At 35.6% G+C, this 14199-nt stretch carries 11 protein-coding genes; 3 read left to right on the top strand and 8 right to left on the bottom strand.

The genetic code is table 11. The features are described from left to right. Positions 1 to 21: 21 nt before the first annotated feature. The 6 genes from ACPUVN_RS07215 to bioB form a co-directional block, all read right to left on the bottom strand. Positions 22 to 2439 (bottom strand): N-6 DNA methylase, encoded by a 2418-nt coding sequence (locus ACPUVN_RS07215; protein WP_426370328.1) that lies wholly within the window; start codon positions 2437 to 2439, stop codon positions 22 to 24. A gap of 2125 nt (positions 2440 to 4564) precedes the next feature. After that, positions 4565 to 4837, bottom strand: coding sequence for a TMEM165/GDT1 family protein (locus ACPUVN_RS07220; protein WP_426357269.1), 273 nt, complete (start codon positions 4835 to 4837; stop codon positions 4565 to 4567). Between the two features lie 119 nt (positions 4838 to 4956). After that, complete coding sequence (gene bioD / locus ACPUVN_RS07225; RefSeq protein ID WP_426357268.1) at positions 4957 to 5628, bottom strand: dethiobiotin synthase; 672 nt, start codon at positions 5626 to 5628, stop codon at positions 4957 to 4959. After that, positions 5621 to 6406 (bottom strand): malonyl-ACP O-methyltransferase BioC, encoded by a 786-nt coding sequence (bioC, locus tag ACPUVN_RS07230; RefSeq protein WP_426357267.1) that lies wholly within the window; start codon positions 6404 to 6406, stop codon positions 5621 to 5623. The genes bioD and bioC overlap by 8 nt, the downstream gene beginning before the upstream one ends. Beyond that, complete coding sequence (locus tag ACPUVN_RS07235; protein ID WP_426357266.1) at positions 6396 to 7544, bottom strand: aminotransferase class I/II-fold pyridoxal phosphate-dependent enzyme; 1149 nt, start codon at positions 7542 to 7544, stop codon at positions 6396 to 6398. Before ACPUVN_RS07235 ends, bioC begins: the two co-directional genes overlap by 11 nt. 19 nt (positions 7545 to 7563) lie before the next feature. Next, positions 7564 to 8643: a biotin synthase BioB gene (bioB, locus tag ACPUVN_RS07240; RefSeq protein ID WP_426357265.1), complete on the bottom strand. Its 1080-nt coding sequence runs from the start codon at positions 8641 to 8643 to the stop codon at positions 7564 to 7566. A 142-nt stretch (positions 8644 to 8785) separates the two neighbouring features. Here bioB and bioA point away from each other — a divergent pair, with 142 nt between their 5' ends. Further along, positions 8786 to 10096, top strand: coding sequence for an adenosylmethionine--8-amino-7-oxononanoate transaminase (bioA, locus tag ACPUVN_RS07245; RefSeq protein ID WP_426357264.1), 1311 nt, complete (start codon positions 8786 to 8788; stop codon positions 10094 to 10096). Between the two features lie 101 nt (positions 10097 to 10197). Here bioA and ACPUVN_RS07250 read toward each other — a convergent pair whose 3' ends face one another. Next, positions 10198 to 10560 carry a hypothetical protein gene (locus ACPUVN_RS07250; protein ID WP_426357263.1) on the bottom strand — a complete coding sequence of 121 codons (363 nt, stop codon included), beginning with the start codon at positions 10558 to 10560 and terminating at the stop codon, positions 10198 to 10200. A gap of 154 nt (positions 10561 to 10714) precedes the next feature. Between ACPUVN_RS07250 and asnS the strand changes: the two genes are divergently transcribed. Beyond that, positions 10715 to 12115, top strand: coding sequence for an asparagine--tRNA ligase (asnS, locus tag ACPUVN_RS07255; protein ID WP_426357262.1), 1401 nt, complete (start codon positions 10715 to 10717; stop codon positions 12113 to 12115). 419 nt (positions 12116 to 12534) lie between these two features. Beyond that, the gene (gene htpX, locus ACPUVN_RS07260) at positions 12535 to 13374 is read left to right on the top strand and encodes a protease HtpX (protein ID WP_426370329.1); all 840 of its coding nucleotides are present in this window, start codon (positions 12535 to 12537) and stop codon (positions 13372 to 13374) included. A gap of 202 nt (positions 13375 to 13576) precedes the next feature. Here the strand turns inward: htpX and ACPUVN_RS07265 are convergent, their stop codons facing one another. Continuing rightward, positions 13577 to 14173 (bottom strand): cohesin domain-containing protein, encoded by a 597-nt coding sequence (locus ACPUVN_RS07265; protein ID WP_426357260.1) that lies wholly within the window; start codon positions 14171 to 14173, stop codon positions 13577 to 13579. Between the last annotated feature and the right edge of the window lie 26 nt (positions 14174 to 14199).

Genomic DNA, 14199 nt, shown 5'->3' on the forward strand with positions numbered 1-14199 from the left:
TTGTCCTTGTTTAACAGCTTGTTAGCTTTCAATTAAGATGCGCTGATATGCTTTCCGTTTCTTTTTCTCTAGGCAATAAACAAATTTTTCCATAAAATTCCAATTTGGTTCTTCTTTTTTATCTACTGGTAGGTAAACAGTTTCTCTTTTAACGACATTTAACTGAGCCTGCCTACCATAAGAGTATTTCCCCCCTTGTCTATTAATCATAGCAGCTATAAATAAACCACTATAACGATTAATTTTTTTATGGTTTATACAGGAAACATCGTGAGAACAGTAAAATTCATGAGGCTGATAAAAAGCAGATAACTTCACCTTTTCAATAGTTATAGTGTTTTTGGGAAATAATATAGGGTTACTTATAAAGTCACTTACACCATTGTTTAAAGCACTAGCAGTAACATATGGATTATTACCTTTAGTAATATTTTTTTTGTTTAGGTAAATCCCTTTCCCTACATCAAACAGTTCGTCAAGTTTAAATGGCTTCCAAACTTGAGCATCAAGTTTTGGTTGGCGTTTGGTATCTAATGGAGAAGACTGCTTAAATAAATAATCTCTACCCTTCATAACCATTGAAAACTCAAAAGAAAGGAAATCACCGACTGTTTTTTCTATTTCTTCCTCTGATGGAATTTCATCATTAAAATAATAAAAACTATGAAGCCATTCATCTTCAGGTTTAACAGTCGTTTTAACGCAAAACTTGGTGGCCGCAGATATTCTTTCAAACCACACATCAAGCAAATGTTGTTTTTTATCTTTTGCTTGTTCTGTTTCAATCAACCCTATATGCGGACTGATTTTAAAGCCATCATCTCTGAAATCAATAAATCTACATTCATCGGTATTAGTATGTGCTTCTCCTGCAGTAAAAATAGCAATACAAGGCATAGTACCTACACCATAAAATGTATCTTTATTAAGCGTTATAACACCCTCTAGCGTATGCTTTTTTAAGATATTTCTCTTAATTGATTGTTCTTCTTTAGTTTTTCCTGTAACAGAAGACTGCGGAATAATAACAATAGCTTTTGCTCCTACTGTCAAGGAGTCAAGTAAATGTTCTGTAAATGCTATTTCATAAAGATCTGGATTCTTCTTTGAGCCTTGAGAGTAGGGAGGATTCATCATTCCTACATTGGCTTCTTTCAGTTGCAACTTATTAGGGTTTTCATTTAAAAAGTTATTATTAATTAAATTACTTTTGCCATCTCCTCTTAAAATCATATTAGTTGTAGCAATAGTAAACATATACGGTTGTAATTCTAAGCCATGGAGTTGTTTCTGACGTATATTCTTTTTTTGACGCTCACTATCAGCCTGAGAAAGCATATGATGCATTGCTGATATCAGAAAACCTCCAGTTCCAGCACATGGATCTAGAACAATATCATCAGGGTGTATTTCTACTAAATCACAGAATAAATCAGTTATGTGTTTAGGAGTAAGGACTATTCCGAGCGTTTGTCCATCTCCACCAGAATAGGACATAAACTCACCATAAAACCGACCTAAATAATCTTCAGAAGAACTTGTATACTTTATACTTCGGTATATTTTGTCATATAGATATTCTGTAAAGTGTTTAATTGGTGTTTTCTTTAAACTTTTATTTACTTCATTAAGGATATGGGTGTCTTTTATGATTGAAAATTGACTTAATATTTTATCTCTTTTTACTTCCGGAGAAACTCGAGATCTTTTTAAGTTTGCCTCTATAGCGTTATAAATCTTGTCTCCATCAGGGTTAATATCATCCCCTGTGAGATCTTCAATAGAAAAATTTTTAGATTCTGCTTCACGAAGAGCTAACAAAATACCAGAAACAATCAAAGGTTTGTCTATATCTTTCAAATTACCGTAGTTTCTTAAATCTTCATGAAGTTCAGCTGCGTCTCTTAGAATCTCGCTCAACTCTTTATCTTTATCAGTTTCTTCTTCAAGGATTTCTTTTATATAATATTCTTCAATATTATCTTCAGTAAAAGTAATGAACGATTCAACTTCAGGGAGCTCTCTGTAATATTCAGTTTCATCTACGTAAATAGGGCTAATCCGGTGTTTCTTTTCATCTCCAGAAATACCAAAAGCAATGACCTTTTTATAAGATGTATTTTCAGCTAAATGTTTTCCATAAAACCATGCTCCATTTACGGCAAAACCTTTTGTATCTTTGGGAGTAGTACTAATAACACCTTTACTATCCAATTTAATATGGTTAGCTAGGTCAGCCTTATTCTCAATTACTAAGATAAAGTCCTTAACTACACCAACAAACTCGGGGAAACCAACATTACCTGAGCCGCTTTTTGATGCTGTTTTTAAAGCCTTGTCAATTTCAACAATTGTACTTCCTTGAGGCTCTAATTCGATACCAGCTTCTTTTAATAAACCATGTACCCAAAGGTCCGTTTTGGCTTCTTTTTTTGCCACTTTTTATTACTCCAAATATTTATACAAAAGAACGAATTATATCAAAGATATCAACTGAAATTTGAATTTAATCACGATAGGTTGATTTTGAAAGCTAACGCCCAAATAACGGGCTTTTATTGCTGGCTTATAATTTGCGAGGAACGAGCACAGCCAGCTGTAAAAGTCCTGTTGATTTGCCTTGTTATGAGTAACTTAGGTTAACTCAAAACATGACTCTATTAGTAAACACCTAATTTGTAAATGAACTACAACTTGAGCTACTCAATAAACATTGACGAACCGATGTATTTGCTACAAAAGTCTCTTCAAAAGCAAATACTATTGGTGACCTTTGATAAAGTTTAACTAGCGAAACTCGTATGAAACAAGCACAAAGCTCACTTGTTAAAACCATCCTGTTTTACAAAAAAATAACAGACAAAAAGCAGCAGACTCATAACGCCTCAAACAGAGGCTAAAAATTGTTGGCCAAAATGGCGAGGCACGAGCAACGGCCAGCTGTTTTTAGTCCTGCTGCTTTGCCTTGTTAGCAGTGTAAGATAAGCTTTGGCGGTTTACCGCTGTAAATATTTAATAATACAACGCATTAATTAAAATACACTTTACTTAAAAATAAACACTAAGAAAAGAACACTGAATGTTTAGTTTTAAATAAGCTTTAATTAGGAGTGGTTAATTGAAACGTAAAACCTTTTCACTAAAAACCAATCCCTGATTTATACAAACTGAATAAGACTGCTAACGCTTTTGCTAAGCGGCTAAATAATGCTGGCTATAATTTGCGAGGAACGAGCACAGCCAGCTTTATGTGTCCGTTTGAGCAACTTGTTATGTGGTTGATTTACTTACAACAATTACTAAAGGTAATTGTAAACACAGTAAGCTTTAAATGAAATAACAATTTGAGCTACTAACAATACTAAGTACGAATTAATGGCTTGCCAACAAAGTGTTTTAAATAGGCAAGTCTATTAGTGACCATAACAAAACTTAGAATAGCGAAAACTGGCAGCAGCTATTACAAAACAATAAGTTTATAAAAAACCTTTTAGCAAACACCAACAATCAAACTGGAAAATACACATAACGCCTATATTAACAGGCTAAAAATAGTGGGCTAAAATGGAGCGAAGCGAACAGCCCGCTGTTTTTAGTCCTTGTTGAATTTCTTGTTATGTGGTTGATAAACCTACCACAATTACTAAACTTAATTGTAAACACCGTAAGCTTTAAATGAAACTTTAATTTGAGCTACTAACCAAACTAAGTACGAATTAATGGCTTTGCCACAAAGTGTTTTAAATAGGCAAAGTCTATTAGTGACCTTTGGATAACTACGCTAGCGAAAACGAGAAGCCGCTAATGTAAAAGTTAACGTTTATAAATAGATCTTTAGCTAACACCAGCAATCAAACTGGAAATACACATAACGCCCAAATAAGGGGCTAATTATTGCTGGCTAAAATAACGAACGAAGTGAGGCAGCCAGCTGTAATTAGTCCCACTTAATTTTCTTGTTATGTGTTTTTACTTCCGTTCTGATTTACGTTTACCCGGTAATTTTCTATAAATTGTAATATAAGCAAACACATACACCCAGATAACAAGTGGAATGAACCCAATCAGCCCTGACAGTTGAATATTAAAACTAAAGCCTAATCTCAAAATTGCATAGTATTGAGCAATAATTATTAGATATAAACCATATACTCCAAATAAACACAGTGCTCCAGTAAGAATTCTAAGTAATTGCCGTATCTGATTTTGACTACCTTGTGTTGACATTTTACTCCACTCTAAAGAAACACATAACAGTTTATTAGAAGGGCCCAATCACGCTATCCAGCGCAAAAAGAATCAACCTAATGTATTTTAATTAAAAACAATATAGCCAATTTAATTAGTTTACTCAATTACTTACTAAATTTTTATTAATAAAGCTTTTGTAGAAAGGCAGATTAGATCCTTCTTTACGGCGGAAAGCAGGATTATAGGCGGCGTGTATAAATTCACAGGTTTTTTTGATTGAAAATTAAATGGTATGAACAAAAAAACCGTTGTTACATGACATAACTAACGGTTTATATTTTTTTCTATTTTAAAGAACTGAGCTTAGTAGTTATTACGCTTTATAGAGTGTGAATACCCCAATAACGATAAAACCTATACCTGCGAAATAATGTAGGTACTTTTCGTTAATGTATTCAGACAGAAGACTTCCAGCTAACACCCCTACTGCTGTTGCTACAATTAACGCGGCTGATGCGGCTAAAAATACGGTATATTTACTTACTTCTTTATCAGCGGCAAATAGCATGGTGGCTAGTTGTGTTTTATCGCCAAGTTCAGCAAGAAATACTGAAGCAAATATAGTTAAAAATATTTTCCAATCCATGAGTTCTCTCGGTCTAAATTACCCTATTATATATTTGGGTATTTGTTGTTTTTATTATGTGTTTTATTTACTTTTTTAACTAGCGTATTTATGAAATCAACCACACATTAATTAATAACTCAGCGTGTAAGTAAGCTTAAATCAAACTTAGTTGCGGCTATGTCTATGCTTTCTTCTTTATCTAATCGTGCGATCATAGGTGCTTTGATTAAAGACGTTAGCTCGGCAATATTTTCTTCTAAGTAGTTCATGCCTTCAAAGGTATTTGCTACCCAACCTATACACTCTAGTCCGTCAGCTAATATAGTTTCGTAGGTTAAGATGGCGTGATTCAAACAACCTAACTTCATATTTACTACTAAAATAACTTTTTGATCTGATTTTTGTACAAACTCAGATAAATACTTCCCATTGCCTAAAGGTAAACGCCATCCACCAGCGCCTTCAGTTAAGGTAATGTCGGCATTTAGTGAGGTAACGTTTGTGTAATGCTTTAGTACATCATCAACCGTTATACTTTGATTTGATTTGGCTGCTGCAATATGAGGTGCAATAGGTTCTTGGTAAGCAATAGGATTAACATTCGATATGCTTTGATTACGGTTAGCTACTTGCTGTAATAAAAAGGCGTCTTCGTTAACTAATTCACCATTAACAAGTTCGCAGCCCGCTGAAATAGGTTTGTATACGGCTACGGTTTTACCTGTGTTTACTAGGGCTTTAACTAAGGCGGTGGCTACGAATGTTTTTCCTGCGTCGGTATCTGTCGCGGTTATAAATAATTTAGACATTTAATTTAACTGCAACCCCTGAAAATGCTGAATAAGTCGCGGGATATATGCCACTTGGCTCTCTAAAATCTTCATAATGCTCTGTCATTTGCTTCCATTTATCTTTTCCTGATAAACCTTTCTTTTTTTGATTAGGCACGTGGTTAGCACCTAAGCCTTTTAATTCGTGTAGTAGATGCATTACGTTTTCATATTCTAACGCGATGTCTTTTACGCCACTTTCTAATAACTTAAACTGAGAATCGTCGAAGGTTTTTATTAGCGTATCTTGTGGTTGAAAGTCGAGTACATGGGCTTCGTCATCCACTTGTTTCCAAGATGATTTAAGCTCGAACAAAGTACCTTCAACTAAGGTACTAAATACAAATAATCCGCCTGGTTTAAGTATGCGGACCATTTCTGTTAACAAATCGCTTAATGGATTACACCATTGGATCATCAAGTTGGAATAAATAACGTCAACACTTGCGTCTTCTAACGGAAGTTTAAAAGCATCTGCTTCTATCCATTTTATATCATGTGTTGATTTGTCTTCAGCAAATTTGAGCATGCCTGCTGAAATGTCTACGCCAATAACTTGTTTATATTTACTGGCTAATATATTGGTAAAAAACCCAGTACCACAACCTAAATCTACAACTTTTAAGTCGCTTCGTTTAGGTAGTTTAGACATTAAGTGTTTGCCTGTGTAACGTTGCAAACGTGCAGAAACATCGTAAGAGTGAGTTGCCGAACTGAAAGAACGTGCAATTTTAGTCCTACTGAAGTTATTTCCCATTTAAAAAAGCCTTGTTAATATTATTTGCTAAATACTTGATATCGTTTGCATTATGAGATGCAGTTATAGTAACGCGTAACCTAGAGCTGTTTTTTGCAACCGTGGGAGGACGAATTGCTGTAGCCCAAATTCCATTTTCTTTCAGTTTTTCACTCGTGTTTAATGTTTTGCTCGCTGAACCTATAACAATGGCATGAATAGAAGATTCAGTTTTTATTAATTCTATGTCGTTAGTAAGTGTAGACGATAATAAATGACTTAATTCAGTAATTTTATCTCTTCGCCACTGTTCTTGTTGAATTAGCTTAATACTGGCTTTAGTTGCCCAAGCCAGTGCAGGTGAAATAGCCGTAGAATAAATATAATGCCGAGAAAAATTGACTAGATATTCGTGAATGTCTTCATTACAAACAACAAACGCGCCGCTGGTGGCTAATGCCTTACCAAAGGTTGCCATTACAATGTCTAAAGGTGCTTGGCTTACACTACCTTCACCAAACTGACCTTTTACACCTATGCTATGTGCGTCATCAATATAGGTTAACGCTTTATGTTTTTTAGCGAGTTGGCTGATAGTAAATAAATCTGCTTGATCGCCATCCATACTAAAAACGCCTTCAGATATGATGACATTATCTTTATCTGGAGACGAGTTTAAAAACGTATCAAGTTGTTGCATGTCGTTGTGTAAAAAGCGTTTAGTTCGAGCTTTTGATGCTAAAGCACCATCAATTAATGAGGCATGACTAAGCTTGTCTAACCAATAATTGGTATTAGGTTCACCTAATGCATCAAGTACACCTTGATTGGCAGCAAAACCACTAGAAAACAATAAACATTTAGGTTTGTTTAACCATGTACATATATCGTTTTCAAGCGATTGATGAGCATAATGGTAACCAGTAACTAAACTTGAAGCGCTTGCACAGGTGCCAAATCGGTCAGCACCCTCTTGCATTGCTTTATTAATTTCAGCATGATTATTTAAACCTAAGTAATCATTAGATGAGAAGTTTAAGTAGGTTTTGCCTTCTATGGTTACTTCTCGCGCATTTTGTGATTCAACACACTTTGTACTTCTGTACAAAGCGTGGTCACGTTGTTGCGCTAATTTTTGCTGAATAAAGCTAAAGGTCACTGTGGTTACAACTTAATCATTAATTAGCGTTATAAAATATGTCGCTATTTTGCTGATCAACAACAGCCGTTTTAACTTTTTGTATTTGTTCTTCTTCGGTAATGCTATCAATCGTTTCAGTGTTAATACCTAACTTCTTAAATAAGGCAACATCTGAGTTTGTTTCAGGGTTATCAGCCGTTAATAGCTTACATCCGTAAAAGATTGAGTTAGCACCCGCTAAGAAACACATGGCTTGCATTTGTTCATTCATTTCTGAACGACCAGCAGATAAACGTACATGACTTTTTGGCATAATAATACGTGCTACAGCGATACAACGAACAAAGTCGAAATGATCTAAATCGTCAACATCAGCTAAAGGTGTACCTTCAACTTTAACTAACATGTTAATTGGAACACTTTCTGGTTGAGGAGCTAGGTTGGCTAATTGAATAAGTAATGAAATACGGTCTTTCGCGTCTTCACCTAAACCAACAATACCACCACTACACACTTTCATGCCTGCTTTACGCACATTGCCTAACGTATCTAAACGATCTTGGTATGTACGTGTAGTAATAATTTGGTTGTAATGCTCTGGAGACGTATCTAAATTATGGTTGTAGTAATCTAACCCTGCTTCTTGTAATTCGCCAGCCTGTGCTTCATCTAACATACCTAACGTCATACAGGTTTCTAAACCCATGGCTTTAACGCCTTTTACCATATCAACAACAAGTGGCATATCACGCGCTTTCGGGTTACGCCAAGCAGCGCCCATACAAAAACGTGTAGAACCTTGTTGTTTAGCTTTTTCAGCCGCTTCTAGTACTTTCTCAACAGCCATTAGTCTTTCTTTATCAATGTCTGTTTTATAACGAGCGCTTTGCGAACAGTATTTACAATCTTCTGGACAAGCACCTGTTTTAATTGATAACAACGTACTTACTTGTACTTCGTTAGCATTAAAGTTTTTGCGGTGAACCGTTTGCGCTTCGAACATTAGGTCGTTAAAAGGCATATCGAATAAGGCTTGAACTTCTTCTTTAGTCCAATCGTGACGAACAACTTGGTCAGACTTTTTTAACATATTTAACGAATTAAGCTGGACAGACATAGAATACCTTTTCTTCTTAGTAATAAATTGCTAATGGTGAGGTGTAATCGATGCGCTAGCGCATATTGCATCTCTTTTTATTTGCGCGTAGTCTACCACCAATTTTTACTTGTAAACATACTAACGAGAATTAAGTTAACAAATGTCTAATTTATATACAGATGATTTGATCTTCGATCGAGATCACATATGGCACCCTTACACATCCATGACTAACCCACTGCCAAGTTTTATGGTGGAGTCAGCAAATGGTGTAACCATTAATTTAGCGTCAGGCGAGCAACTTACCGATGGTATGTCGTCGTGGTGGTCGGTACTACACGGTTATAACCACCCTGTGCTCAATGAAGCTTTAGTTGAACAAAGTAAAAACATGTCTCACGTTATGTTTGGCGGTTTAACCCATAAGCCTGCTATTGAGTTGTGTAAAAAGCTCATACGTTTATCGCCTGAAGGTTTAGATAAAGTGTTTTTGTCAGACAGTGGATCAGTAGCTGTTGAAGTTGCAATGAAAATGGCGATTCAATATTGGGTGGCTAAAGGGCAATCGAACAAAAATAAAATGCTTACAGTAAAAAATGGTTATCACGGTGATACCTTTGCCACTATGGCAGTGTGTGATCCTGTTAACGGTATGCATCATATGTTTGATCAGGTACTCACAAAGCATTATTTTGCTCCAGCGCCTAAAACCAGTATTGATGAAGAATGGAATGCTAACGGCAATAACGATGATATTGCTGAGCTAGAACAGTTATTTAAAGATAATCACAGCAACATAGCCGCTTTTATCATTGAGCCGATTGTTCAAGGCGCTGGCGGTATGCGTTTTTATCATCCTGAATATTTAAAAGCCTGTCGTGCATTATGTGATCAATACCAAGTGCTGTTTATTGCTGACGAGATAGCCACAGGATTAGGCAGAACAGGAAAGCTATTTGCTTGTGAATGGGCAGAAATCAGCCCTGACATTATGTGTTTAGGTAAAACCTTAACAGGCGGTTACATCACATTAGCAGCCACACTTTGTACGAACGAAATAGCTGAAGGTATAAGCCAATCAGAAGCTGGCTGCTTTATGCATGGGCCTACTTATATGGGTAACCCATTAGCGTGTGCTGTTGCAAATGCGAGTATTGGTTTATTAGAAAGCAGTGATTGGAAAGGTAACATCAATCGCATTGAAAAATGTCTTCAAGAGCAACTTTTACCACTGAGTGAAAATAAGCGTGTTCATGCAACGCGGGTATTAGGCAGTATTGGCGTTGTAGAAACGTTATCGCCAGTAAACATGGCAAATATTCAAAAACGCTTTGTTGAGTTAGGTGTTTGGATACGCCCTTTCGGTAAGCTTATTTATATAATGCCACCGTTGATTTCAACCAATGATGATCTTGAGAAACTAGTTAAAGCGATTGCGACAGTTTTAAATGAAGATGCTTGTTTTGCTTAACCATTAATAAATTAAGGTTTACTGCATATTCAATCATGATGGAGTAAACCGCTTATCTTTTTTATAAGCGCTTATTATGCTGATTCAAAAAATCATATTTGCTACTTAAGATTAATCAAAATATAAACCGCCCAAGCAACAGACACCACCATCAATAATAATAAGTTAAACTTTTTACTGTCTGACTGGCGTCTCGATCTAAATTTGTGAACAATTAAACTAAAATAACTAAACAAAGCACTTAACCAAAGTGCGGCATATAAATAGCCTGTTAAAGGTATTAGCCAAAACTTGCGAATTTCTAGGTTGTGATAACGTACAAGCCCATAGTCTTTTTCGGGTGCAGCGTAATATGACATCCCCAAAGCAAATATAAATAACACCCAACTTACTATCGTTAAAGTGCGAACCACCAACACCCATTTGTCGGGTGATTTTCTTCTGTTTTCTTGCTTATTGTCCATATTTGCTCGTAAATGCTCTAAATTAACTATTACTTTGGCTATTTATTCAATTTTATAGCAGGTATTAACATTTTTTACTTGTTAATCATATTATGCACGGTAACATATCACACCTTAACTTTAGAGCAATTTTGACAGACAAAGAGGTCGATTAATGTCACTCATATCAATTACTGACGTTTTAGCAGGAAAGTCGCCTGTTAATGAAACAGTTTCAGTACATGGTTGGATCCGTACACGCCGTGATTCAAAAGCAGGTATTTCATTTTTAGCCATTCATGACGGTTCATGTTTCGACGCGATTCAAGCGATTGTTTCTAGTGACATAGAAAATTATCAATCTGACGTTTTAAAATTAACTACAGGTTGTGCCGTTAAAGTTACCGGTATTTTAGTTGAATCTCCTGGCCAAGGTCAGTCATTTGAGATCCAAGCTACAGAAGTTGAAGTATACGGTTTTGTTGAAGACCCTGATACTTACCCAATGGCAGCAAAGCGTCACAGTATTGAATTTTTACGTGAACAAGCACATTTACGTGCTCGTACCAACATTGGCGGCGCAGTAACTCGTGTACGTAATACGTTAGCGCAAGCAGTTCACCGCTTTTTACACAGCAAAGGTTATTTCTGGATAAGTACTCCACTTATTACAGGTAGTGACTGTGAAGGCGCTGGTGAAATGTTCCGTGTAAGTACATTAGATATGGAAAACTTACCTAAAACAGATAAAGGTGATGTTGACTACACTAAAGATTTCTTTGGTAAAGAAACATTCTTAACGGTTTCTGGTCAATTAAACGTTGAAACTTACGCATGTGCTTTATCTAAAGTATATACGTTTGGTCCTACGTTCCGTGCTGAAAACTCAAACACAACGCGTCACTTAGCAGAATTCTGGATGATTGAACCAGAAATTGCTTTTGCTGACTTGTCTGATGCTGCTGATCTTGCAGAAGAAATGCTGAAATATGTTTTCCAAGCGGTTCTTGATGAACGTGCTGACGATATGGCATTCTTCCAACAACGTGTTGATAAAACCGTGGTTGATCGTTTGAATTCTGTTATTAATAACGATTTTGTACGTTTAGATTACACAGATGCTATTACTATCTTACAAGAATGTGGTAAAAAGTTTGAAAACAAAGTGGACTGGGGTGTAGATTTAAACTCAGAGCACGAACGTTATTTAGCTGAAGAACACTTTAATGGTCCTGTAGTTTTACAAAATTACCCTAAAGATATTAAGTCTTTCTACATGCGTTTAAACGACGATGGTAAAACAGTAGCTGCAATGGATATTTTAGCACCAGGTATAGGCGAAATCATTGGTGGAAGCCAGCGCGAAGAACGTTTAGACGTACTTGATGCTAGACTTAAAGAAATGAACTTAGACGTTGCAGATTATGGTTGGTACCGCGATTTACGTCGTTACGGTACAGTACCTCATTCAGGTTTTGGTTTAGGTTTTGAACGTTTAGTTGTATATGCTACAGGCATGCAAAACGTACGTGACGTTATCCCATTCCCAAGAACTCCGAATAACGCAGCATTCTAATGGTTTGCTTTTATAACAACGACTTATTATAAAAGTAGCTGTTATATGAAATAAAAAACGCCTTAATTGGCGTTTTTTTTGTTTTAAAATCGAGTAAAAATAAATTCATAACTTTTTAAATAACCTTATACCAAACGGACTAATTTAATGAACTCCCGAAGGGCGAGAATTTAATCCGTTTGGTATTACTTCTAATTAAACACTCACAAAAGAAGGCTACAACTCACCTACTCTATTATTGTGATACTTAATCACACTCTACTGAATTCATTCATTCTCTATTTAATGTAAGCTTCTTAAATTTAGCTTTCTTGAATTAGGCTGTTAAAGATCTTATTTAAAATAATTTTATAAAAACAGTTGTTTTCTCTTAATTAAGACATATTATGTCTTTGAATCATTTGTTTTGGAGTTAAAAAATGCAACGTATTGTATTATTTTTATTAACTAACTTAGCCATCATGTTAGTGCTCAGCGTTACCCTTAGTATATTAATGTCAGTTTTTGGTATTGATAGACAAGGCTTAGGCGGCTTACTAATGCTGGCCTTTGTGTTTGGCTTTGGTGGTGCTTTTATATCGCTACTTATGTCTAAATGGATGGCAAAACGTTCTGTTGGTGCTTATGTGATCGAGCAACCTCAAAATAATACTGAAAAGTGGTTACTAGATACGGTTAAACGCTATTCAGATAAAGCGGGAATTGGTATGCCTGAAGTTGCACTTTACCAATCGCCTGATATGAATGCTTTTGCAACAGGCGCTAATAAAAACAATGCTTTAGTTGCTGTAAGTACAGGCTTATTAGAAAACATGAGCCAAACTGAAGCTGAAGCGGTGATCGGACATGAAATTAGCCACGTCGCTAATGGTGATATGGTTACACTCACTTTAGTGCAAGGCGTAATGAATACCTTTGTTATATTTTTAGCACGTTTAATTGCTGGCGTTATTGATAATGCTACACGTGGTAATAATAACCAAGGTGGTGGATTAGGTGGTATCGCTTACTTTGCTGTGGTGTTTGTTTTAGAAATGATATTGGGTGTCTTAGCCAGTATTGTTGTGGCTTGGTTCTCAAGAAAACGTGAATTTAGAGCTGATATTGGCGCATTAGAAAAATTAAAACACAGCCAAGAAAGTCAGTTAGAAGGATCAATGATGGCATTTGGTATTAATAACAAATCTAAGTTTATTAGTTTATTTGCCAGTCACCCGCCCCTTGATGTTCGCATTAAAGCGCTGCGTGACAGCCAATAATAAAGATTATAAACCTGATGTTTATTTTACTAACATAATCTGACTTAGCTAAGCACAAAAAAAAAGCCCTTAACCTGTTATCAGCTTAAGGGCTTTAATATATCTGCTAGATAAATAACCTCAACTCGGGTTAAATAAGTTAACGAATCTGTGATTAACTCACTTATCTTTATATTTTATAATCTGTACTGTATTTAAAGTCTTATGCTTTACGTTGACGAACAACAAGAGCAATTAAACCTAAAGCAAAAATAGCTAAAGAAGGCATTTCTGGAACAGATGTAGCTTTGCCAACAATAACTTCTGCGCTTAATGAATTTACTGATGAGAAATCATCACCAAAGTCATCAGCTAAAAGGATATCAGCAAAGTTAAATGTGTTCAGACCATCAGCCAAAACGTTAAAACTTACTGAAGCTAAAAGAAAGCTTGATTGACCATCTTGAGCAGCAAATAAATCATCACTAAAAGCATAACTAATTTCAGACACATACAAATCACCCATACCTAAATCAGCATCAAATTTATCACTCGCAAAGAAAGGGTCAACATCTAAAGAGCTACCAAAAGTTGTTGATTGGTAAGCAAGCATAGAGCTATCGAATAATAGGTCAAAATCAAACGAACCTAATAGCTTTTGAAAACCTAAAGAGTCTTGTTCAATATCAGAAATCATTACGTTTGCTTGTAAAGTATCACCTACTTGGTAGTCAGTATTATCAAGATCGATACTTAATAATGTTGCTTGTGAACTTAAAGAAATAAGTGCTGTTGCGAATAACGCGATTAATTTTTTCATTTTATATTCCTAAGGATATTTTTGTT

The sequence above is a fragment of the Pseudocolwellia antarctica genome (genome assembly GCF_049933045.1).
Lineage (GTDB): Bacteria > Pseudomonadota > Gammaproteobacteria > Enterobacterales > Alteromonadaceae > Pseudocolwellia.